This window comes from Streptomyces sp. NPDC020917, from assembly GCF_044333795.1.
GTDB lineage: Bacteria > Actinomycetota > Actinomycetes > Streptomycetales > Streptomycetaceae > Actinacidiphila.
In genome coordinates, this window is sequence record NZ_JBIRRR010000019.1 from 51,249 (window position 1) to 73,895 (window position 22,647).

Consider the following 22,647-nt stretch of genomic DNA (forward strand, 5'->3'; position numbering starts at 1 on the left):
CGCCCCCCCGGCCGCGGGTGCGCGCGCCCCGCCGCCCCCCCCCCCCCCCCCCCCCCCCCCCCCCCCCCCGCCCCCCCCCGGCCCCCCGCCCCCCCCGCGGCCCCCCCCCCCGCCGTCCGGACGAATGAAAGGACTCTGCATGCCCACCACCCCCGCGCGGATCGTCTCCCTGCGCGCGGCAGGCACCTGCCTCGTCGTGGAACTCACCGAGCCGGTGCCCAGAGTCCTGCACTGGGGGGCCGACCTCGGCGACCTCACCGACGCCGACCGCGAGGCCCTCGTCCTCACCGCCGACGGCGCCGTCCTCAACAACGCCCTGGACGTCCCCCGCCGCTTCACCGTGTGGCCCACCGAGGCCGAGGGCTGGCACGGCACGCCCGGCCACCACGGCCACCTGGCCGGCACCGCGGGCGCACCGCGGCCGGCCCTCACCGACGCGGCGTTCCGCGAGGACCCCGACGGCGGCGGCGAACTGGTGCTCCGGCTCGCCGAACCCGGCGCGGGCCTCGACCTCACCCTGACCTACGCCATGGACCCCTCGGGCGTGCTGGCCGTCGCCACGTCCGTGACCCGCCGGGCCGAGGAGGGCGCCGCCCCCGAGCCCTACGACCTCACCCACGTCACCACGCTCCTGCCGCTGCCCCGCCGCGCCACCGAGATCCTGGACTTCACCGGCAAGTGGGCCCGGGAGCGCTCGCCGCAGCGCCGGCCGCTCGGGCACGGCACGCACTCCCGCGAGGTACGCCGGGGCAAGCCCGGCCTCGACAGCCCCTACCTGCTCGCCGTCGGCGAACCCGGCTTCGGCTTCCGCGGCGGCGAAGTGTGGGCGCTGCACGTCGCCTGGAGCGGCGACCAGCGCTACCTGGCCGAGCAGCTCCCCGAGGGCGCGGGCGTCCACGCCTCCGTGCTCGGCGGCGGCGAACTGCTGCGCTCCGGCGAGATCAGGCTGGCACCCGGCGAGACCTACGACGCGCCGGTCTGCCACTTCGCCTGGTCGTCCGACGGCCTGGACGGCCTCGCCGGCCGCTTCCACGCCCTGCTGCGCGGCCGCCCCACCCATCCGCGCACCCCGCGCCCGGTCATCCTCAACAGCTGGGAGGCGGTCTACTTCGACCACGACCTGGACCGGCTGCTGCGGCTCGTCGAGAAGGCCGCGCAGGTCGGCGTGGAGCGCTTCGTGCTGGACGACGGCTGGTTCACCGGCCGGCGCTCGGACCGTGCGGGGCTCGGCGACTGGACGGTGGACGCGGCGGTCTGGCCCGACGGGCTGGGCCCGCTGGCCGACCGGGTGCGCGCCCTCGGCATGGAGTTCGGCCTCTGGGTCGAGCCGGAGATGGTCAACCCCGACTCGCGGCTGGCCAGGGAGCACCCCGACTGGGTGCTGGGCCCCGCCGCGGGCGGCGGCCCCACCGCGCGCCACCAGTACGTGCTGGACGTCGCCAACCCCGACGCCTGGGCGTACCTGCTGGAGAGCATCGACGCCCTCGTCGGGACCTACGGCATCGCGTACCTGAAGTGGGACCACAACCGGGAGCTGGCCGAGGCCGTGCACGGCCCGGCCGACCGGCCCGTCTCGCACGCCCAGGTGACCGCGGTCTACCGGCTGATCGACGCGCTGAAGGAGCGTCACCCGGGACTGGAGATCGAGAGCTGCGCGAGCGGCGGCGGCCGGATCGACCTGGGCATCCTGGCCAGGACCGACCGGGTGTGGGCCTCGGACTGCAACGACCCGGTGGAGCGCCAGTCGATCCAGCGGTGGACCGGGCAGCTGCTGCCGCCCGAGCTGGTCGGCGCGCACTTCGGCCCGTCGCCCAGCCACACCACCGCGCGGCGCAGCGGCGACACCTTCCGGCTGGCCACCGCCCTGTTCGGGCACGCCGGCATCGAGCAGGACATCACCGCGTGCGGCGACGGCGAACTGGCGCGGATCACCGCCTGGACCGCGCTCTACCGTGAGTTGCGGCCGCTGCTGCACGGCGGCGTGACGGTCCGGGCCGACCTCGGCGACGAGGCGACGGTGCTGCACGGCGTGGTCGGGCACGACGGGCAGGCCGCACTGTACTGCTGGGCGCGGCTGACGACGTCGACCGAGGCGCAGGCGGGCCGGGTCCGGCTGCCGGGCCTGGCCGCCGACGGCCGCTACGAGGTGCGGGTGCGCACCGAACTGGGGCTGCCCTCGCTGCACCAGACCAGCGGGCCGCAGTGGCTGACCCGGGCCCTGGAGGGCTGGGTGCCGCTGAGCGGAGCGGTGCTGGCGGTGGCCGGCCTGCCGATGCCGACCCTCAACCCCGAGCAGGCGCTGCTGATCGAGGTGCGCCGGACGGCCTGACCGGGTGTCGGGCCGGTTCGGGTGGGCCGGCCCGGGTACGCGGGCTCAGCGGGCGCTGGCGAGGCGGGCCCAGACCGTCTTGCCGGCGGCCTCGGCCCGCGAGTGCCCCCAGGTCTCGCTGAGTTCGGCCACGATGTGCAGTCCGCGGCCGGACTCGGCGAACGGCTCGGGCTCGGCCATCGCCGGCAGATCGGGGCTGGGGTCGGCCACCGCGCACACCACCGCGTGGTCCATCCGCAGCAGCGCGATCCACGCCGAGGGCTCCGGCGGCAGCGGCGGCGCGGCCGCGGGCCGCAGCGCGTGGGTGACCGCGTTGGCGACGAGCTCGGCGGCGATGGCGGTGGCGTCGTCGACCAGTTCCTGCATCTGCCACCCCGTCAGGGTGCTGCGCAGGAAGCTGCGGGTGCGGGTGACGCTGCTCGGGGTGGCGTCGAAGCGCAGGGCCGCGAAGCCGTTCTCGCCGACGCCGGCCGGCGGTCCGCCCCACACCTGCGGCCGGCCGAGCAGGAACGTTTCTAGTAGCGCGTCGCGCGTGGTGGCCGCCCGGTCCGCCGGCCGTGGTGCGGCGGGCCGTTGGGCGGAGGGTCGGGCAGCGGGGGGCTCCGCCAGGGGGAGCCGGGTCACGGATCCGAGGGCTCGCCCGGGAGGACCGCTCTCGGCGTCGTACGACTCGGCGGTCATGTGGTTCACCCCTCGGAACGAAGTTTTCGAGCACGCAAAGAGATCGTTGTCGTACTCACAGTATCGCCGCGAAGGGACTTCCGGTGCAATTGCATCGGGAATTGCATTCGCAAGTGCGCGGCGGGTACGTGTGTACCTATCGTGGTCGGTGATGCGGAAGCAGACCCGCGGGGATGGCTGACCCACCTAGGAGTGATGCCAAGTGCAGCAGTACGACAACGGAGTTCGGGCGAGCTCGCTGACCGGAGTCCGGTGGACCAAGAGCGGCCGCAGCAACCAGAGCGGCAACTGCGTCGAGGTCGCCGCCCTCCCCGACGGGAGCATCGCACTGCGCAACTCGCGTCATCCGGACGGCCCCGCGCTGGTCTACACGCGTGCAGAGATCACCGCGTTCGTGGGCGGCGCACGGGACGGCGACTTCGACTCCTTCACGGAGTGAAGTCGGCTGATCGACAACGCCGTTAGGCGGCGAAAGCGGGCTCTCGAGTGCAATACTGGCCTGTCCAGTATTCGTTGGGAGCCCGCATGCCCGCAGTACCAGTGCCGCAGCCTGTCTCGCCGATACAGCTCCTTGAACGCCGTCCCGACATGGGCGCCAAGGCCATGGCGCGTGTGCTCGGGAACTACCTGCGTGCGCTGCGCGAGAGCCGGGGCATGTCCCCGGCGACCGCCGGCCACCACATCAGGGCACACGCTTCGAAGATCAGCCGCATGGAGACCGCCCATGTGTCGCTGAAGCCCCGCGATGTCGAAGACCTGCTCGCCCTCTACGGGGTGGGGGCCGACGAGCGGGCCGAGATCACCCGCCTCGTGCAGCGCTCCTCGCAGCCCGACTGGTGGCAGCCCTACGGTGAAGTCGTCCCCGACTGGCTCCAGCAGCTCATCGGCCTCGAGCGCGACGCGCACGTCATCCGCACCTACGAGACCCAGTTCGTGCCGGGACTGCTGCAGATCCCGGCCTACGCCGAAGCCGTGGTCCTCAGCGGCCACCGGCTCGCCCCGCCGGAAGAGGTCGGGAAGCGCGTGGCGCTGCGCCTGGAGCGCCAGCGCCGGATGTCCGAGCCCGGCGCCCCCGTGCTGTGGGCGCTGATCGACGAGGGCGTGCTCTACCGCCCGGTCGGCGGCCGGGAAGTGATGCGCGCCCAGCTGACGTATCTGCTGGAGGCGCTGCGTCAGCCCGGCATCCGGCTGCAGATCGCCTCCTACGAGGCGAGCGCCGCCGCCACCCCCGGCGCGGCCGTGACCTACCTCCGGTTCGCCCAGGGCTTCCTGCCCGACGTGGTCTACCTGGAGCACATGACCAGCGCGGTGTACCTGGACCGCCTGGAGGACCTCGACAGGTACCGTGCCGCGCTGGACGAGCTGAGCGCGCTGGCCGCGACGCCCGCGGCCAGCCGCGCCATGCTGGAGACGGCCCTGGAGCACTACCGCTGACCCGGCCGCCGGGCCCCGCGCCCGCGGCGACGTGAAAGGGCCCCGCACCCGGTGGTGCGGGGCCCTTCGTCCTTCGTTCCGCGGCGGGCGCCCGACCCGCGCGGGCCGGACGCGGCGTCAGAGGCGGGCTACGCCGCCGAACTCGATCCACTCCGCGCTGGGCTGCTTGGGCGCCAGGTCGTTGTCGGCCCGCCAGGTGGAGACCTCCACCAGGCCCGGCTCCAGCAGATCGAGGCCCGACAGGTAGCCGGCGACGTCCGACTCCTCACGGACCCGGCCCCAGTTGCCGCCGGTCGACAGGTCCATGAACTCGGTGACCCCGCGACGGGTCTCCTCGTCCTCGCTGACCAGCTGGCAGACCACCAGGAAGCTCCCCGGCGGCAGCTTCTCCCGGACCCGGGCGACGACACCGGCCGGGTCGTCCTTGTCGGGGATGCAGTGCAGCACCGACACGAACAGCGCCGCGATCGGCTCGTCCATGTTGATCAGCCGCTTGACCTCGGGGCTGTTCCAGATGCCCTCGGTGTCCCGGAAGTCCGCGGTGATGACCGCGGTGTTCTCGTTCTGCTCCAGCAGCGCACGGCCGTGGGCCAGCACGATCGGGTCGTTGTCGGTGTAGACCACGCGCGCGTCCGGGTGGATGCGCTGCACGATCTCGTGGACGTTGTCCGCGGTCGGCAGGCCGGAACCGTGGTCCACGAACTGCTTGATGCCGTAGTCCTCGGCGAGCACGCGGACCACCCGGCGCAGGAACTGGCGGTTGTTCAGCGCGAGCACCTTCATGCTCGGCACCTGCTGCAGCAGCTGCTCGGTGGCCGTCCGGTCTGCCGGGTAGTTGTCCTTTCCGTCCAGGAGGTAGTCGTACATGCGGGCCACACTCGGCACCGTCACGTCGATCTTGTCGGTCTGCGGTGTGTCCCCGAGTTCCATAGGGTTCCTCTTGACTCTCGACTCTGAGTAGTCCGGCGATCGCGGAAGTGCCCTCATCCTAGGGAGGGTTGATCGTCCGGTCGAGACTGTTCCCCAGGTCGTTACCGGGCGCACCCGCCCCGGGTGCCGGAGGTCGCCCGCGCGGTCAGCACCAGGTCCAGCCGCAGCCCCTCCGCATCGGTCGTGGCATCCAGCAGCCGTACGCCGTCCGGGAGTTGAGGGAGCGTCACGGATCGCGGGCCGAGCCGCGTGGCCAGCGCCGCAGTGCGCGGATCGGCCGCCAGCCCGGCCACCGGGACGTCCTGTCCGAGCAGCGAGACCCCGGTCGGCGTGACGGTCAGCCGGCCCGCCGCGGTGCTCAGCCGGGCGCGCACGGTCAGCGGAAGCGGAATGCCGGCCAGCGTCCCGGTCAGCACCAGGCCGCCGTGGCCGTCGCCCCCCGGCCGCAGCCCCGCCACGCCGCCGCCGAGCCGGCCGCCCAACTGGTCGTAGGAGAGCGTGGCGGTGGCGGTGCCCCCGCCGACCGCGCCGCCGGTGGTCACCCCGTGAAGGACCGCGGCGACCGACAGGCTCGTGCCGTCGCGGCGGACGTCCTCGGCGGCGATCCGGACCGTGCCGACGTCGCCGGTGAGCAGGCGCAGCCCGGCCAGGGTCCCGGACAGGTCGGCGGACACCGGCCCGCTGGGCCGCAGCCGGCACGCGGCGGCGCTCTCGATCCGGTCGCGCGCCGTGCGCTCCAGCAGCAGGTCGCCGACGCCCGCCAGCGCGACGGCGGCCGCGGTCGCACCGGCGGCCAGGAGCAGGGGAGTGCGGCGCAGCCGCCTGAACGGGTTCCTCACCGGCAGCCTGTTCCGTTTCCATCGCTTCGGGTTCCGCTTCCGTTTCCGTTTCCCGCGGTCGTGCCGGAACCGGCCTCGCCGCGCACCCCGGACGCACCGTCCGCGGCCGGCGCGCCGCCGATCCGGGACAGCACGCCGAGGGCGGCGGGCAGCAACTCCGCCGGGTCCGCGGCGGGAGCGCCCGAGGTCTGCCGGGCGGAGCGGATGCGCAGTATGGCGCGCACGGTGGACAGGCACGCGCAGGCCAGCACCGCGGCGTGCAGGTCCTGGTCGGGCGTCGACGCCGGCAGCCGCCCGGCCACCAGCCCGGTCAGCCGCTCCTCGAAACCGTCGAACGCCTGCACCAGGAGGTCCACCGGGACCGGCCCCGCGGCCGGGTCGGCCAGGGACCCGGCAACGGCCAGCAGCGCCGCGCACACCGCCTCGACCGGCCCCTCCTGCGCCGGGCGGGCCGCCAGTTCGTCCTCGATCCGCGCGCACATCTCCGCGGCGTCCGGCAGCAGCAGCGCCTCCTTGCCGTCGAAGTACCGGAAGAAGGTGCGCTCCGAGACGTTCGCGGCGGCCGCGATGTCGGCCACGGTCGTCCCGGCGAAGCCCTGGTCGGCGAACAGGCGGGCCGCGCCGTCCCGCAACTCCCGCCGCGTCTGCGCCTTCTTGCGCTCGCGCAGCCCGGACCCGCCGCCCGGCCGGGGCCCGGGGTCCCCGCCGTCGCGTGCCCCCTGCTGGACGGCCTCGGCTTTCACGCCATCAGCCTATTGGCGGTGTCGGCCCTGTCAATTGGCAGACCTGCCACTTTCTGCGATGGTCGAGCGAGTCCCGCGCGCCAGGAGGCTGTGCTCATGCCGTCCTACCTTCCCGATCCGGCACCCGAGGTCCCCTCGGGCCGGCTGGCCCGCCTCGGGGCCTTCTGCGGACGGCACGCCGGCTGGGTGATCGCCTGCTGGCTGGTGCTGCTGGTGGCCGCGCTCGCCGGCCGGGCCGTCGTCGGACCGACGTTCAGCGACCAGATCAGCCTGTCCGGCAGCCAGTCCGCCAAGGGCACCGACCTGCTCACCGCGTCGGACCCGGCCGCGGCGGCGCCGAGCGGGCTGGTCGTCCTCCACACCGGCAGCGGCACGGTGGCCGACCACCAGTCCGCCGTGAACACCACCCTCGGCAACCTGAGGAAGATGCCGCACGCCACGGGCGCTTCCGCGCTCGTCACCAGCAGCGACGGCCGCACCGCCTACACCACGGTCACCTTCGACGAGCAGCTCAAGTCGCTCGGCAACGACTACACCGACACCTTGGACACCGCGACCGCGCCCGCCCGCTCCGACGGCCTCGGCGTGGCCTACGGCGGCGGCTTCGACCAGATCACCACCACCCCCGCCAACGACCTGGTCAGCGAACTCGTCGGCGTCGGCGTGGCCCTGGTCATCCTGCTGCTGGTGTTCGGCAGCGTCTTCGCGGCCGTGCTGCCGCTGGTCTGCGCGCTGGTCGCGGTCGGCGTCGGCATCGGCGTGGTCGGCATCGTCGCCGGCACGATCAGCTTCGCCACCGCGGCCCCCACGCTGTCCACCATGATCGGCCTGGGCGTCGGCATCGACTACGCCCTGTTCCTGACCACCCGTTTCCGCCAGGACCTGATGGACGGCCACGGCCCGCAGCGGGCCATCGCGCGGACCAGTGCCGTCACCGGACACGCCGTGCTGGTCGCGGCCACCACCGTGTCGGTCGCCATGCTCGGCCTGTACGCGTGCGGGCTGACCTTCATCGGCAAGCTCGGCCTCGCCGCGACCATCGCCGTGGTCATCACCGCGACCGCCTCGCTGACCCTGGTGCCCGCCGCCCTCACGCTCGTCGGCCGGCACATCGACCGGGTCCACGTCCGCCGGCCGGTCGCCGAGTCCGCGGGGGAGAGCGACGACTGGCACCGGTACGCGGTGTTCGTCTCCCGCCACCCGGGCCTCCTCCTGACCGCCGGCTCCGCCCTGCTGGTGGTGCTCGCCATCCCGCTGTTCTCGATGCGCCTGGGCCATGTCGACAGCGGCGTCAACCAGGCCGGCAGCACCAGCAGGACCGCCTTCGACTGGATCTCGGACGCCCCCGGCCCCGGCTTCGGGCCCGGCGCCAACGACCCGCTGACCGTCGTCGTCGACGTCCAGCACGCCACCGTCCCGGTCAGCCAGGTCGGCGACGACGTCACCAAGGCGCTGCAGAACACCGGGGACATCGCCCGCTTCACCCCCGTCCAGCCCACCCCCGACGGCGCGTTGCTGGTGTCCACGGTCACGCCCGTCGACGTGCCGCAGTCGGCCAGCACCGGCGGGGTGCTCAACCGGCTGACCGGCAGCACGTTGCCGGACGCCCTGCGCGGCACCGGCGCCACCAGCTACGTCACCGGCACCACCGCCAGCCAGTACGACTTCCGCAACACCGTCAAGGACCGGCTGCCGATCATCATCGGGATCGTCCTGATCGCCGCGTTCGTGCTGCTGATGACGGTCTTCCGCAGCCTGGTCATCCCGGTCAAGGCCGTGCTGCTCAACCTGCTGACCACCGGCGCCTCGTACGGCGTCCTGGTCGCCGCCTTCCAGTGGGGGTGGGCGACCGGGCTGCTCGGCCTTCCCGAGGCCGTGCCGATCGAGTCCTACGTGCCGATGATGATGTTCGCCATCGTCTTCGGCCTGTCCATGGACTACGAGATCTTCCTGATCTCCCGCATCGCCGAGGCCTGGCACGCCACCGGCGACAACACCCGTTCCGTCGGCGCGGGGCTGTCCGCGACCGGGCGCGTGATCTCCAGCGCGGCGCTCATCATGACCGCCGTGTTCCTGTCCTTCACCGCCTCCCCGACGGTGGTGGTCAAGATGCTCGCCGTCGGGCTGGCCGTCAGCGTCATCCTCGACGCCACCATCGTGCGGCTGGTGCTGGTGCCGTCGACCATGTTCCTCATGGGGCGGGCCAACTGGTGGTTCCCGCGGCGCCTGGACAAGATGCTGCCGCGCGTCCACATGTAGCGCGCCGGCCCGGCGACCTGGGTCCGGCGCCGAGAGGCCGGAGGAAGCGCTGTGAGGGGGTCCGCCGCCGCGGGACGGCAAACCCCCTCACCCCCATGCCACGGGAACGGCCGGCCCGGCGGCGGAGCCCCCAGGCACACCGCCGGCCGCGCCGCTCCCGCGGTCGGTCACGCCTGCCCGGCCGGGACGGCCGGCAGGTCGTGGAACCTCACTCCCGGGTGGTCCCGGGCCCCGGACGCGCAGCCGCCGCCCGCTTCGTCTCCCGTCGCGTGCCCCGTCCCGTCGCCGGCCGTCCAGTCCGCGCCCTGACCGGTGTGCCACGCCCAGACGCGGTCCAGCCGCACATGGTCGCTGTGGACGAGCAGCGCGGTGGCCGAGCGGCCCTCCTCGGCGCCGCCGATCCGGAAGAACACGTCCTGCACGGACGCCGGTTCGCGCGGATCGGAGCGGCCGCCCGCGCTGCGGCCGACTTCCAGCAGCACCGGGGACGTGCCCTGGCCGGCGTCGAACAGCAGGCCCGCGATCCGCACGCCGCGGGCGTCGGCCACCGTCATCGGCACGGTGCCGCCGACCGGCGCCAGCGTCGCACAGCCGAGGCCGAGGACCACCGTGCCCGCCCACTTGACCCGGACCGTGTCGGCCAGCCGGTAGACGCCCGGCGTCAGCAGCAGGTGACGGCCTTGCGCCAGCGCCCTGTTGAGGGCGCGCGCCGAGTCGCCCGGGCGGGCGACGAAGAACCGGTCGATCGGCACCGACCAGCCGTGGGCCGCGCGTCCGATCCGCGGCGAGCCCGCGCCGCCGTCGCGCAGCGCGGGCAGGAACACCCGGTAGGCGCCCGCGGCGTCGACGTACAGGTACGGCTTGTCCCCGCCGCCCAGCACGCGGCCGCCGGGCGCCACGAGGTTCTCCACGGGCCGCCACAGCACGGCGGGCACGGCGGCGCCGCTGTCCGGCCGAGGTCCGTCCGCCGGCCGGAGCGCACCGCCGAGGGTCACGTCCTGCGGTGCGAGGCCGAGGCCGGCGACCCGGGTGCGGGGATCGATGCGGGCGTCGACGCGGTAGGAGCCGGGCTTGAGGAGGACGGCGCGGTGCCCGTCCGCGGAAGCGGGGTCGCCGCCCGGCGCGGAGGCGGCGGCCTCGACCGCCTCCTCGATCTCGGCGGCGGGCGTGCCGGGGCCGAACACGCGGACGCTGGGGCCGAAGTCCGGTTCTGGCGGCGCGGGTCGGGTCGCCGGCGGACGGGCGAGCCGTGCCCGGGCGGGTGCGGACGCGGACGTGGCCGCGGGTGCGTCCACGACCGGAGGGACTGCCGTGGCCAGAGCCGCAGCGCTGAAAGACGACATGAGGGACGACCCACCTTCACATGGATGGCCAGCGACGGGACGACACACGGGAGTTGGGGCGGAGACACCGGTTTGAGAGCGCTCTCTTGGAGAGGTACCCTGCGGGGTCGCCGGGCCGGCTGTCAAGCCGGACTGAGAGCGCTCTCCGCTTGCGGCGGGCTCGCGGGGTCCACGGTGCGGGTGAGTCCCCTGAGGTCACGGCCCCGGGCCGGCCCACCCCGAACCCGCTACGGCGCAGCGGGCAGCGGCGCTCGGGCAGGCGGCGCCAGGGTCCGCTTGGTGAAGCTCCGGCGCCCGGCTTCGGCGCGGCTTCGACGCGGCGGGTGGCGGCACTTGGGCATGCGGCTCCTCGGCGCCCCCTGCGAAGCGCCGGATGCGGCCCCGGCGCCGGGGCGGGTCGCGTTCGGATGATCGTCCCCGTTCCGGATCCGGTTCGGCTCCGGGAGTGGGGCGGGGTGCCGTCAGGGATCCTGGTGCCGGCCGTGAACGCTGGTGATCCGCAAGGGTGTTGCCCGGCTGGATCGCTCCGGGGCCGTGCGGCCGCGGTGGGCGGGGCACGGCGAGGACGCTCGGTGGTCGCGACGCGCGGCAAGGGCCACGGCGGCGTGACCCCGTGGTGTCACAGGGGGTCCCCGAGGGGGCCGTGCTCCTCCTCCAGGGCGGCGGCCCAATGAGCGGGCCAGTCCGGCTGCGTGCCGTCGGCGTCGGTGAACCCGTACTCCTTGTACAGGCCCCAAGTGGCCAGGGCGCGCCCGGTCTTGGCCATGACGGCGGGGTCGGCGGCCAGCGCGGCGACCGCCCGTCCCAGGTAGACCGGGGTTTCGGAGTGGGCGAAGTGCGGGTCCTTGGCCGCACCGTCCCGCCAGTTGGCCTCGGTGACGCCGAAGCCCTCCAGCATGGCTTCCGAGCGCAGGAAGCCCGGCGTGATCGCCACGGCTGCGACGCCGTGCGCCTCCAGTTCCGCGGCCTGGGCGACGGCGAGCCGGATCACCGCCGACTTGGCGAGGTCGTAGAAGAACGAGCCGCGGTAGCGCGCGGTGTTGCCGTCGGTGACTTCCACGACGAGACCGCTCCTGCGGGCGACCATCAGCGGGAGCGCGAACCGGCTGGTGATCACATGGGTCTCCACCGCCTGCCGGACGAGCCGAAGGCCGGTGTCGAGGTCCTGCTCCCAGAGCGGATGCTCCCAGTCGGTCAAGGGGTCCCCGCCCCATACGGAGTTGACCAGGATGTCGAGCCGCCCGCCCTGCTCGGCCGCGATCCGGTCGACCAGGGCACGGACCTCGTCCGGCCGGCTGTGGTCGGTGCGGACGGGGATGCCGACGCCGCCGGCGGCGGTGATCTTCTCGGCGGTCTCCTCGATGGTTTCCGGGCGGTCCAGGTCGGAGCGTCCGGCGGTGCTGCTGCGGCCGGTGACGTACACCGTGGCGCCGGCGGCGCCGAGTGCGACGGCGATGCCCCGTCCGCCGCCCCGGGTGCCCCCGGCGACCAGGGCCACCTTTCCGGCCAGCGGCCGCGCGCCGTTCGTCATGATTCCTCCGGATCGTCGTCGTGGCCGGACGGGACGTGCGGGGACAGCACGTTGCCGAGCTCCTGCCGGAGCCGCTGTGCCAGGGTGCCGTGGCGGTCGAGGGCCCATGTCAGGCCCGCGCCCGAGGTGATCGCCTGCACGGACCCGGTCAGGGCCGCGATGTCCGTACCGGCGCGGAGCGCGCCCGTGAGCAGGGCCTCCCTGAGCAGTTCCTCGACGGCCCGGCCCTGGGCCTGGTGGATGGCCAGGGCGTGCCGGCGGAACTCCGGGTCGGTGAGATCGATGCACAGGAACGCCAGATGGTTGGCGTAGGTCTCGGGCGTGGCCATCGAGGCCATCGGCTCCACGATCAGCGCCGCGAGTGCCCCCAGCGCCGATGCGTGCTCCTCGCGCACCCGCCCGGGCAGCGCGGCCGCGTCCTTCGCGGACCGCTCGGCGAGTGCCAGGAGCAGCCCGCGCTTGGACCCGAATCGCTGCACGAGCGTGCCGGGCACCAATCCCACCTCGCGGGCCACAGCGGCCAGGGTCAGTTTCGTCGGGCCCGCCCGGCCGATCACGTCGGCGGCCGCCCGCAGGATCACCGCATCCTCGACCCCTCGGGGACGTCCCACCACCACGGCTCCTCACTTAATAAACGCTCGTTCATTCATTAAAGCCTCCGATCGGCTGAACGGCAAACGAGGCAGGTGGCCGCTCGCCCCGGGGCGGCGCGGCGCGCCGCGGCCGGGTGTGCGGGTGACGGGGGCGGCGCCGGGGTCAGGCGGTGGTGTCGGGGGTGTCGGCCCAGGTCATCTCCTTGAGCTCCATCCGGGCCGCGGGGGCCGAGCCGGGGAGCGTGGCCCAGTACGGGTGGGCGGTGATCCGCACCGAGAGCCGGACGAGCCGCCGGCGCAGCACCGTGGTCTGCGAGCCGCTGCCGCCGCTCGCGGCCAGTTCGCGGTACGTGGCGTACCAGTCGCGCTGCGCCTGGACGAGGTCGTCGGGAAAGGAGTGGTGGGGCATGAGGGGGATTCTGGCACAGGTTCGAACGCATGTGCGATACGGGGGCCGGGCGGTCCCGCCGGGCGGCGCCGGGGCCGCCCGGCCCCCGTCACTTGCCGGACAGCGCCCTGTGCAGCGCGGTGTCGAGCTGCGCCGCGACCTGGTCGGCGTCGGGCGGGTCGGGGTTCCCCAGCCAGCCGTGCACCACCGACTGCAGCGCCTGGGTGAACGCCCCGTAGTACGGCGTGCGGGGACGCTGCACGGCCGAGGCCAGCGCGGACAGCAGCGTCGTGGACGCGTACCGCGGCCGGTCCTGGCCGTCCAGGGGCATCTGGTTGACCTCGCCGCCCGGCGTGCCCGACGCGCCCGGCGCGTCCGGTGGCGGGGTCGGGGAGGTGCCGGGCAGCGGGCAGGACAGCGTCGGGTCCTTGTACGCGGAGACCCGGGTCGCGGCGAAGCCCGCGTCGAGCAGGCAGCGCTCGCTGCCGCGGTCGGTCAGGAACTGCGCCAGCTTCAGCGCGTACGCCGCCCGCGGCGAGTCCGCGGCCACCGCCAGGTCCTGGCCGCCGAGCACCGCCTTGCCGGGCAGCGGCGCCACCGCCCAGGAGCCGCTCGGCAGCGTGTGCGGCAGCAGCCGGTAGGCGTACGGCCAGTGGCGCAGGAACGCGGTGTGGCCGGCCGCGAAGTCGTCCAGCGACTGGGACTCGTCGGACGACAGCGCGCCGTGCAGCGTGTACGCGCTTCCCGCGCGGTCGCGGAGCGCCTCCAGGCCGTCGCGCAGGCGGGTGGCGTTCGCGGTGAAGTGGCCGTCGGCGTCGGTGAGCTGGACGCCCGCGGTGGCGAACGCCTCCACGGTGTTCACGGTCAGGCCCTCGTACGCGGCGAGCTGGGTGGTCCAGCCCTTCTGGTAGGTGCCCAGCCCGCCGCCGGAGGCGGCCGCGTCGAGTTCCCTGACGATGCTCTGCAGCTGTCTCCATGTCGTGGTGGACGACGGGTAGTTGGCCTGGTCGATGCCGGCCTGGTGCAGGTAGTCGCTGCGGTAGTAGAGCAGGCCCACGTCGCTGTTGAACGGCAGCGCGTAGGTGTGCCCCTTCCACCGCGCGGTCCCGGCCACCGACGGGATGAAGTCGGAGCCGAGGTCCACCTGGTGGTCCAGCGCGGTGATCAGGCCCGCCTGGGCGAACTCCGGGACCCAGGTGACGTCGAGGTTCACCACGTCGTAGCGGGCGCTGCCGGACTGCAGCGCGCCGAGCAGCTGGCTGCGCTGGTCGTCGGTGCCGCCGGGGAGTTCCAGCAGCCGCGCCGGGTGCTCGCGCCCGTCGTCCGTCCGGTTCCAGGCGTCGATCAGCTGCTGCCGCACACCGTCGGTGCCGGTCACGTCCAGGCCGCTGGCCACGACGATCTCGCCGTCGCCGCTGCTGGACGGCTGCGGCAGCGCGCCGGAGCCGCCGCCGGTGCAGGCGGCCAGCAGCAGGCCCGCAGCGATGCCGGCGCCGAGCGCCCTGATCCGGGCAGGTGTCCTCACCGCGCGTCCCCCGTCCCCACGCGGGCGACCTCGTCCCGCAGCCCGGCGGCCTGGTTGCCGGCCGGGTCCAGGCAGCGGCCGCCGGTCGCCCGGGCGATCTGCGGGCCGCGGTGGTCGCTGCCGCTGCTGCAGCCGCCGCTGGTCAGCGACACCCAGTCGACCGGGACGTGCTGCCCGGTGGCGGCCCTGGTGATGTCCGCCAGCTGGCGGTCGGTGATCCAGCTGTCGTCCTCGTCGTCGGTGAGCACCACGACGAGCTGCGGATGGCCGCCCACCTGGCGGGACTTGAGGTCCGCCAGCGCGGCCAGGAGCGCGGTCCCGGGGTGGGCCTCGCCCGCGGTCTTCGCGGCGGCCAGGAGCTTGCGCGGCCCGCCGGGGTCGGCCCGGCTCCCGAACGGGACCAGTTCGCTGTACGGCGGTCTGGTGCCGGGCACCGCCCACACGCCGTACTGGTCCTGCGCGCCGAACGCGTCCAGGGACTGCGCGATCAGGTCCTTGGCGCGGCCGGGGCCCGACCACACCTTGTTGCCGACGTCGCCCATGGACGTCGAGGAGTCCAGCAGGTAGACGACCTGGCCGTAGCCGCGGGCGGTGCGGAACTCCGCCAGCGCCTTGTCCACCGCGCCCGCCGACACGTCGTAGCCGAAGGGCTGCAGCTGGCCGATCGCGCGGCCGGGGCCGGTGAGCCAGGACCCGGCCGGCGGCGGGGACGCGTCGCCCTCGTGCGCGGACAGCCCGCGGTAGCCGGCGTCGGTGAACACCCGCTGCCCGTCCTTCTCGACGAGCCACTGGTACAGGGCCTCGACGGCCGCGTTCCGGGGCCCGGCGTCCCGGTCGCCGTCGCGCCAGGTGACGTGGACGAACGGCAGGTCCAGCATCCCGACGTCGGCGGGGTACTCCGGTGTGCGCTGCCCCAGCGTGCCGGTGTCGCAGCCGGTCTCGTCGTGCGCTCCGGAGGGGGCGTTGAACTGCGCCATCACCTGCTCGGGCACGAGCACCGCCGCCTGGTCCTCCAGACTCGTCCCGTCCGCCAGCCCGGCCCGGCCGGACGCCAGCGAGCACATCAGCTCGTAGGAGCTGCGCGGCGCCGGGCTCAGCAGCGCCGCCTGCTGCTCCAGGGTGTCGACCCGGCCGGCCTCGGCCGGTGTCCCGCCGCCGTTGGCGGCGTACAGGCCGACGGTCGCCAGCTGCGCGGAGTCGGTGTACTCCGGGTCGGCGCGCAGCACCACCGCCCGCTTGTTGGTCGTCTCCAGGTGGCCGACCAGATCGGTCAGCGGCACCCCGGTCACGTCCGCCGCCGGGACGGCGACGGTCCGCAGCACGGCCAGCACCAGCGGCGAGTAGGCGACCGAGCCGCGCAGCTCCAGAGTGGCGGCACCGCTGCCCGACGCCTCGCTCTGCGCCCGCCGGTAGCTGACGGACGAGCCGGGTATCCAGACGTCGGGCTGCGCGCCGATGTCCCGCTGCGGCTGGAAGGAACCGGTGGCGTGCGGACTCTGCCACTGCGCGGCGTGCAGGAACCCGGTCACCGCGTCGTCGGACTTGGGCGCGTCGAGGCTGATGCCCGCGCGCCGGCAGCCGTGGCCGTCGTGGTTGGCGCCCGACGCGAGGAACGCGTCGACCGCGCGGCTGACGGTGGGTTGCGCGTCGGGGTCGGTGAGCAGCCGCAGCTGCACTGGCGGGGCGCAGGCCGGGCGCTCGCCCACCCAGCGGTAGACGCCGTAGGCGCCGGCCGCCAGCACCACCGCGCAGGCGGTGCCGATCGCCACCAGGGCCCTGCGCGACGGGCGGTCGAAGGGGGCGGCGGCCGCCCTCAGCCGGCGCCGGGCCGCCGACAGGGTGGCCGCCACGCGGGCCGCCAGGGGCGGCCGGGGCGGCTCGCGGTGCCCGCCGGCCACGCCGACGATCACGTCCTGGCCGCCCTCGGCCAGGTAGTGCCGCGGCTCCCACGGGTCGCCGTCGTCCGTGCGCGAGTCGCGCAGCGCCTCCTGCAGGGCGGCGGCCAGCGGGGTCAGCCGGACCAGGCCGTCCTCGTCGCCCAGCCCGGTGCGCAGCAGCCGCACCAGGTGACTGGTGTACGGCGTCGGCGTCTGCCCCCTGCCGGCCGGGATGCGGCGGTTGACCTGCACCGCGGTGAGCACCGAGATGCGCTCGCGGCCCGGCTCCAGCGCGCCGGGCTTGAAGCTCTGCAGCGCGTTCCCTGCGAAGCAGCAGTCGAGGACCACCACGATGCGGTCGACGGTCCTGCCGTGCGCGAGGTCCCGCAGCTTGCGCAGCACCTGGTTCCACGAGACCGACTCGCTGTAGTGCGGCTCGTCGCCGGGCAGCCGGCGCGAGGTGCCGAAGGTGAGGAACAGCTCGGAACCGTCGTGCGACAGCCGGCCGTGCCCGGCGAAGTACAGCAGGAGCAGCCCGCGCGCGTTCTCCGCCGCCTCGTCGAGGCTGGTCAGGAACTCGCTGCTCCTGCCCGGGGACACGGTGTTGATCTCCCCGGTGCCGAACAGGCCGCCGCTGAGCAGCGCGTCGAACATCTCGCCGATGTTGCGCCGGACGCCGGGCAGGTCGTCGGCGTGGTCGTAGCGGTAGACCCCGACGAGCAGGGCCTGGTTGGCCCTCCCTCGCGGGTCGTAGTCGGGATCTGGCACGACGTCTACCGGAGCCTTCCGCCCTCGCCGTCGTCCGTGCCCTCGTCGGGCCCTTCGCCGCCGGACGTCCCGGTGCCTGATGTCCCGGTGCCGGACGTCCCGCCCGACGTCCCAGTGCCGACGTGCGGGGTGTCGACGCCGCTGTTCTGCGCCCAGGCGCGCACCGCCGCCTTGGCCCGCGTGTACAGGTCGTCGAAGACGGGGCCGATGGCCGCGCCCGCCACCAGCAGCACCAGATCGGTGATCAGGCCGCCCATCGGCGGGCCGTCGGGGCCGGCCGCGCGCTCGGTGCCGTCCTCCTCGCGGTAGGCGACCCGCAGGCCGTACTCCCGCTCGGCGTGGACGAACCAGTCCTCGCGGCTCAGCCAGCGGTGCAGGGCGCCGAGATCGCGGGCGCCCCCGTCTTCGAGCCTGATGTGGATCTGACGGCCGTCCTCGTCCCCGTGTTCCCCTTGCGTCATAACACACGACTGTGGCATACGAGTTGACACTGCGTCATGTCCTCGGAGGCCGGCCGGCCCGGTTCAGCGGTCCGGCCAGCGGCGGCTGGGTGGCCAGGACCGCGCCCGCCGTGAGGCTGACGGTGATCACCACGCAGATGGCGATCAGCCAGGACAGCAGCGTGAACACCGAGCCCAGCGAACCGTACGTGGCCAGGCTGCGGTTGAGGGCGGTCGGCATGTAGATCCTGGCCGTGATGGACAGCGCGGTCATCGTCCCCGCGGTCAGCACCGCGCCCGGGAACAGCGGCAGCCACGGCACCCGGCCGTTGAGCAGCAGCCACTGCGTCCACCACCACAGGGCCACGTCCACGAGGAACACCAGCGGGATGCCCAGCCACAGCCCGGCCCCGAAACCGCCGCGCATGGGCCCCTGGAGCACCAGCACGGCCACCCACGCCACGATCCAGACGAACCAGCGCCACACCGCCATCCGGGCCGGCGGCTTCGGCAGCTGCCAGGCCCGCTGGCAGACCCTGCCCATCGCCCGGCTGCTGGCCGTCGCCGCCAGCAGGGCCACCAGGCCCCCGATCACCCCGGTCGCCTGCCGTGCGCCGTTCTCGCCGGTTCCCTGGGCCCCGTAGAGCTGCCGCAGCTGCTGCTCCGAGGCGCCGGTCAGGCCGAACACGTCCCGGGCGGACGTCAGCAGCTGGTCGCGCACGCCCTGCGGGGTGAACGCGGCCGCGACGAGCATGAACGGCACGGCCGTCAGGAACAGCTGCGCGGCCAGCCGGGTCGCGGCGTCCAGCACGTTGACCGACAGCAGGCGCGCCGTCAGGTCGGTGATGACCGGAAAGCGCCGCTCGGCCGCCGTCCGGGCGGTCGTGGCCCGCTCCTGCCAGCGCCGCATCCTGCCGGGCTCGCGCGCGGTGGGAGGCGGCGCCGATGCGGTCATGCGGGGGACCTCCACGAGCGGACGGCGGCGGAGCGGCAGTGAAGGCATTATGCGCGGAATGTCCCCCCGGGTGGCGCACGCCGCCGAGCCGTGTCCGCCCGCCGGCCGGTCAGTGGCCCGGCGCGTACCCCTCCGACAGCACGAACGCGACCAGATAGGGGCGGGTGCGGTAGCCGGTGGCGGCCAGGGACCGCGCGGAGAGCGGCTGCCAGGCGTAGTAGTGGGCCCGTTCGGACCCGTCGTTGCCGAACGGGCGGTGCTGCGCGCCGTCCCGGACGGTCCAGGGGGCGCGGTCCCAGGGGCCGCCCTGCGGGACCAGCGGACGGGAGGCCACGGACACGTGCAGCGTGCCCGTCCGCAGCGCGGGCGGGGTGGTCCCGGCCGCGGACGCGGTGGGGGAGGCGCCGGGCGCGGGAGCGGTGACCGCGGGCCGCACCGGGTAGCAGTCCAGGTCGAGGGCGATCGGCGCGGCGGGCGCCGCGGTGGACGGTGGCGGGCCCGCGGGGGCGGACGAGGCCGGCGCGGGGGGATCCGGCGTGCCGCCGGATTCCTCGCGCCGGTCGGCGAGCAGCGCGGCCAGCCCGCCCGTCCGGCCGTCCGGCCTGGTCGAGGGCCGCCACGGCAGCGCGGCGACCGCCGCGTCCAACTGCCGTAGGCGTACCGGCAGATCGCCGTCGAACGCCAGGTAGAGGGCGGTGGCGCGGGTGCAGCCGACCGACCCCGACCGCTGGAGGCTGAACGTGAACGCCGACCTGCCCTCCGCGTGGCAGACGTCCACGACGGAGGTGCCCAGCGGAACCGCCCAGGGTGTCGCGGTGCGCAACTGCGCCAGCTGCTGCGCCATCGCGCGGGCCGCCGCGCCGTCCGCGGCGCGCACCGACGGGGAGTCGGCGACGGCCGCCAGATCCGGTGCGGCCGGCTGGAGCGCCCGGTGCAGGCCCCAGATGACCAGGCCGGCCACCACCACGGTGAACGCCAGGATCAGCGCCGCGGCGTAGAGGCAGCAGTCGGCAGGACCGTAGCGCCCGCGCGCCACCCCGCCCTCCGCCGCGCCCTGGTGTGTCATGGCGCGCCGCTCCGCCGCGTACCCGTGCGCCCCGCCCCTCGGTGCCCCGCCCCCTGGTGCCATGGGCCGATCCTCACCGGTGCACGACGCGCGGGGGCAACACCCGCGTCTCCATCGGGTATCGGCCGGGCCCGCGGCAGTCCGTGGAACAGCCTGCGGCGGGGCCCTAGTCCAGGTGGAAGACCTCCTCCAGCGGCGCCCACCACTCGCCCTCCGCGGCGCCCTCCACCGGCTGCTGGCAGGGGTCGGTGCGGCTCCACCACTCGCGGGTGACCGGGTCGGCGGCGATCGCGGCGGTGTCGGCGGCGTAGTCGTCGCCGCTGTACTCGAGGTAGCTGAAGAGCAGTCCGTCGCGCAGGTAGATCGAGTAGTTGCCGATGTTGGCGCGCTTGAGCATGGCGAGCACGCCCGGCCAGGCCGCCGCGTGCAGGGCGCGGTACTCGGCTTCCTTCTCCGGACGCAGCCGGATGATCGAGGCGAATCGCTGCACGGGGTGTCCTTTCGCGTGGGTGGGCGGCGGCACAGCGTATCCGACCGCCGGTGAGGGAAGTTGACGGATTCCGTGTGCACGGGCCTTGTCAACGCCGAGGCGGGGCTCCTAGCGTGTCGCCCTGAACGGAAATGAGCGACTCTGTTTTCTTCCGTTGAATTGAAACGTCGTAACCACGCTGTTCCGCACACGGCGTGGTGTGGCTCCGTACACCCGCGGGCCCTCCAGGCCCGACCTCGAACCGGGAGCAGAGGACTTTTCATGCCAAGACTCGCCCACAGACTGCTGGCCTGCGCGACGGCCGGCGCGTTGTGGACCGGCGCCCTCGGCGCCGTCGCCGTGACGACCGAGGTGATGGCGACCGCCTCACCCGCAGCCGCGCTCGACAACGGGCTGGCCACCACGCCGCCCATGGGCTTCAACGACTGGAACGCCTTCGGCTGCAACGTCAGCGAGCAGCTGATCGAGCAGACCGCCGACTACTTCGTCAGCTCGGGCCTGAAGGCGGCCGGCTACACCTACGTCAACATCGACGACTGCTGGATGACGCACACCCGCGACGCCCAGGGCCGGTTGGTGCCCGACCCGGTGAAGTTCCCCGACGGCATCAAGGGGACCGCCGACTACGTCCACTCCAAGGGTCTCAAGCTCGGCATCTACGAGGACGCGGGGACGGCGACCTGCGCGGGGTACCCGGGCAGCCTCGGCCACGAGACCACCGACGCCCAGACGTTCGCCGACTGGGGTGTGGACTACCTCAAGTACGACAACTGCAACAACAAGAGCGACGGCACCCGCCAGGACTACATCAACCGCTACACCGCGATGCGGGACGCGCTGCTGGCCACCGGCCGGCCGATCCTGTACTCGCTGTGCGAGTGGGGCGTCAACAGCCCGTGGGAGTGGGCAGGTGACGTCGGCAACTCCTGGCGCACCACCGGCGACATCAGCGACAACTGGGCCAGCATGCTGTCCATCGCCAAGGCCAACATGCCGCTCGCCGCGGCCGCCGGCCCCGGCCGCTGGAACGACCCGGACATGCTGGAGGTCGGCAACGGCGGCATGACCGACGCCGAGTACCGCAGCCACTTCAGCCTCTGGTCGATGATGAACTCGCCGCTGCTGATCGGCACCGACCTGCGCAAGGCCAGCGCGGAGACGCTGTCCATCCTCAGCAACAAGGACGTCATCGCGCTCAACCAGGACACGCTGGGCAAGCAGGCGACCGTCGTCTCCTCGACCGGCGGCGCGTACGTGCTCACCAAGCAGCTGGCCAACGGCGACCGCGCGGTCGCGCTGTTCAACTCCGCCGACCAGGCCCAGCACATCAGCACCACCGCCGCCGCCGCGGGACTGCCCGAGCGCTCCATGTACGGCGTGCGGGACCTGTGGCAGCACGCGGACTACGAGAGCGCCGGCACCCTGTCGGCGACGGTGCCCGCGCACGCCACCGTGCTGCTGCGGGTCAGCGCCGGCAACCCGGGCGACGCGGCGAGCCAGCCGCCGCTGCTCGACACAGGCGTGGCCACCCAGGGGACCGACCACATCGAGCCCGGCACCACCGGCACCGTCTCGGCCGACGTGACCGACCTGGGCAACCTGCCGGCCCTGCAGGTCTCGGTGAAGCTCAACACCCCGGCCGGCTGGACCGTCACCGCGGCCGGCCCGACCACCAGCCCCGCGCTGCCGACCGGCAAGACCTTCAGCGCACCGTGGACCGTCTCCGTGCCCGCCGGCACCAAGGCCGGCGTCTACACGCTCAGCGGCACCGTCGCGTACACCAACCCGGCGGACAACCGCCGGGTGACCGTGCCGCTGACCGGCGGCGTCCCCGTCCTGGTCCCGCCGCCGGCCGGCACGCACTACCTCAGCGACCTCGACTGGACGTCCGCGACCAACGGCTGGGGTCCGGTCGAGCGCGACGAGTCCAACGGCGAGACCGCGGCCGGTGACGGCCACCCGATCTCGCTCGCCGGCACCGTCTACGCCAAGGGCCTGGGTGCCCACGCGCCTAGCACCATCACCTACTACCTCGGCGGCAAGTGCTCCAGCGTGAGCGCGATCGTCGGGGTGGACGACGAGAAGAACGGCAAGGGCTCCGTGGAGTTCCTGATCTCCGCCGACGGCAAGCAGGTCGCCGACAGCGGGGTGCTCACCAACGCCATGGGCGGCAAGCCGCTGCAGGCCGACGTCACCGGGGCGAAGAACGTCCAGCTGATCGTCACCGACGGCGGCGACGGCAACGACAGCGACCACGCGGACTGGGCGAACGCCCAGATCACCTGCGCCTGATCGCCGAGTGAAGGCCGTCCCCGACGCCCACCGCGGACGGCCGGCGCGGGGGGGGGGGGGGGGGGCCCCCCCCCCCCCCCCCGCCCCGCGCGCCCCCCCCCCCCCCCGGGGGCCCCCCCCCCCCCCGGGGGGGGGCCCCCCCCCCGCCGGCCCCGGGGCCCGCC

The 22,647-nt window shown here is 74.2% G+C and carries 19 protein-coding genes; 5 read left to right on the top strand and 14 right to left on the bottom strand.

Translation table 11 applies throughout. The features are described from left to right. Positions 1 to 139 precede the first annotated feature (139 nt). Positions 140 to 2,329, top strand: coding sequence for an alpha-galactosidase (locus tag ACH4TG_RS31345; protein ID WP_398245978.1), 2,190 nt, complete (start codon positions 140 to 142; stop codon positions 2,327 to 2,329). 45 nt (positions 2,330 to 2,374) lie between these two features. Here ACH4TG_RS31345 and ACH4TG_RS31350 read toward each other — a convergent pair whose 3' ends face one another. Continuing rightward, positions 2,375 to 3,010, bottom strand: coding sequence for an ATP-binding protein (locus tag ACH4TG_RS31350; protein WP_398245979.1), 636 nt, complete (start codon positions 3,008 to 3,010; stop codon positions 2,375 to 2,377). Positions 3,011 to 3,212: 202 nt separating this feature from the next. On the opposite strand from ACH4TG_RS31350, the gene ACH4TG_RS31355 reads away from it, so the two are divergent. Both ACH4TG_RS31355 and ACH4TG_RS31360 read left to right on the top strand, forming a co-directional pair. Further along, entirely contained in the window at positions 3,213 to 3,449 is a 237-nt protein-coding gene (locus ACH4TG_RS31355; RefSeq protein ID WP_398245980.1) for a DUF397 domain-containing protein, read from the top strand. A gap of 86 nt (positions 3,450 to 3,535) precedes the next feature. After that, positions 3,536 to 4,444 carry a helix-turn-helix domain-containing protein gene (locus ACH4TG_RS31360; RefSeq protein ID WP_398245981.1) on the top strand — a complete coding sequence of 303 codons (909 nt, stop codon included), beginning with the start codon at positions 3,536 to 3,538 and terminating at the stop codon, positions 4,442 to 4,444. Positions 4,445 to 4,561: 117 nt separating this feature from the next. On the opposite strand, the gene ACH4TG_RS31365 is transcribed toward ACH4TG_RS31360, so the two are convergent. The 3 genes from ACH4TG_RS31365 to ACH4TG_RS31375 form a co-directional block, all read right to left on the bottom strand. Further along, on the bottom strand, positions 4,562 to 5,374 hold the full coding sequence (locus ACH4TG_RS31365; RefSeq protein WP_398245982.1) for an SAM-dependent methyltransferase: 813 nt from the start codon (positions 5,372 to 5,374) through the stop codon (positions 4,562 to 4,564). A gap of 101 nt (positions 5,375 to 5,475) precedes the next feature. Continuing rightward, positions 5,476 to 6,213: an LmeA family phospholipid-binding protein gene (locus tag ACH4TG_RS31370; protein ID WP_398245983.1), complete on the bottom strand. Its 738-nt coding sequence runs from the start codon at positions 6,211 to 6,213 to the stop codon at positions 5,476 to 5,478. Next, positions 6,210 to 6,956: a TetR/AcrR family transcriptional regulator gene (locus ACH4TG_RS31375; RefSeq protein WP_398245984.1), complete on the bottom strand. Its 747-nt coding sequence runs from the start codon at positions 6,954 to 6,956 to the stop codon at positions 6,210 to 6,212. Before ACH4TG_RS31375 ends, ACH4TG_RS31370 begins: the two co-directional genes overlap by 4 nt. Before the next feature lie 96 nt (positions 6,957 to 7,052). On the opposite strand from ACH4TG_RS31375, the gene ACH4TG_RS31380 reads away from it, so the two are divergent. Beyond that, entirely contained in the window at positions 7,053 to 9,215 is a 2,163-nt protein-coding gene (locus ACH4TG_RS31380; RefSeq protein WP_398245985.1) for an MMPL family transporter, read from the top strand. A 167-nt stretch (positions 9,216 to 9,382) separates the two neighbouring features. Here the strand turns inward: ACH4TG_RS31380 and ACH4TG_RS31385 are convergent, their stop codons facing one another. The 10 genes from ACH4TG_RS31385 to ACH4TG_RS31430 form a co-directional block, all read right to left on the bottom strand. After that, entirely contained in the window at positions 9,383 to 10,510 is a 1,128-nt protein-coding gene (locus ACH4TG_RS31385) for a hypothetical protein (protein ID WP_398245986.1), read from the bottom strand. Positions 10,511 to 11,177: 667 nt separating this feature from the next. After that, the gene (locus tag ACH4TG_RS31390) at positions 11,178 to 12,089 is read right to left on the bottom strand and encodes an SDR family oxidoreductase (protein WP_398245987.1); all 912 of its coding nucleotides are present in this window, start codon (positions 12,087 to 12,089) and stop codon (positions 11,178 to 11,180) included. Beyond that, positions 12,086 to 12,700, bottom strand: coding sequence for a TetR/AcrR family transcriptional regulator (locus ACH4TG_RS31395; RefSeq protein WP_398245988.1), 615 nt, complete (start codon positions 12,698 to 12,700; stop codon positions 12,086 to 12,088). The genes ACH4TG_RS31390 and ACH4TG_RS31395 overlap by 4 nt, the downstream gene beginning before the upstream one ends. 145 nt (positions 12,701 to 12,845) lie before the next feature. Next, positions 12,846 to 13,091, bottom strand: coding sequence for a hypothetical protein (locus ACH4TG_RS31400; RefSeq protein WP_398245989.1), 246 nt, complete (start codon positions 13,089 to 13,091; stop codon positions 12,846 to 12,848). An 88-nt stretch (positions 13,092 to 13,179) separates the two neighbouring features. Continuing rightward, positions 13,180 to 14,595 carry an extracellular solute-binding protein gene (locus ACH4TG_RS31405; RefSeq protein ID WP_398245990.1) on the bottom strand — a complete coding sequence of 472 codons (1,416 nt, stop codon included), beginning with the start codon at positions 14,593 to 14,595 and terminating at the stop codon, positions 13,180 to 13,182. Further along, the gene (locus ACH4TG_RS31410) at positions 14,592 to 17,240 is read right to left on the bottom strand and encodes a caspase family protein (protein ID WP_398245991.1); all 2,649 of its coding nucleotides are present in this window, start codon (positions 17,238 to 17,240) and stop codon (positions 14,592 to 14,594) included. Before ACH4TG_RS31410 ends, ACH4TG_RS31405 begins: the two co-directional genes overlap by 4 nt. Positions 17,241 to 17,245: 5 nt before the next feature. Beyond that, positions 17,246 to 17,701 (bottom strand): hypothetical protein, encoded by a 456-nt coding sequence (locus ACH4TG_RS31415; protein ID WP_398245992.1) that lies wholly within the window; start codon positions 17,699 to 17,701, stop codon positions 17,246 to 17,248. A 34-nt stretch (positions 17,702 to 17,735) separates the two neighbouring features. After that, positions 17,736 to 18,635, bottom strand: coding sequence for a YhjD/YihY/BrkB family envelope integrity protein (locus ACH4TG_RS31420; RefSeq protein ID WP_398245993.1), 900 nt, complete (start codon positions 18,633 to 18,635; stop codon positions 17,736 to 17,738). 109 nt (positions 18,636 to 18,744) lie between these two features. After that, positions 18,745 to 19,701, bottom strand: a complete 957-nt coding sequence (locus ACH4TG_RS31425) for a hypothetical protein (RefSeq protein WP_398245994.1) — start codon at positions 19,699 to 19,701, stop codon at positions 18,745 to 18,747. Between the two features lie 166 nt (positions 19,702 to 19,867). After that, positions 19,868 to 20,191: an L-rhamnose mutarotase gene (locus tag ACH4TG_RS31430; protein ID WP_398245995.1), complete on the bottom strand. Its 324-nt coding sequence runs from the start codon at positions 20,189 to 20,191 to the stop codon at positions 19,868 to 19,870. Between the two features lie 261 nt (positions 20,192 to 20,452). Between ACH4TG_RS31430 and ACH4TG_RS31435 the strand changes: the two genes are divergently transcribed. After that, positions 20,453 to 22,483: an NPCBM/NEW2 domain-containing protein gene (locus ACH4TG_RS31435; RefSeq protein ID WP_398245996.1), complete on the top strand. Its 2,031-nt coding sequence runs from the start codon at positions 20,453 to 20,455 to the stop codon at positions 22,481 to 22,483. The last annotated feature ends 164 nt before the right edge of the window (positions 22,484 to 22,647 follow it).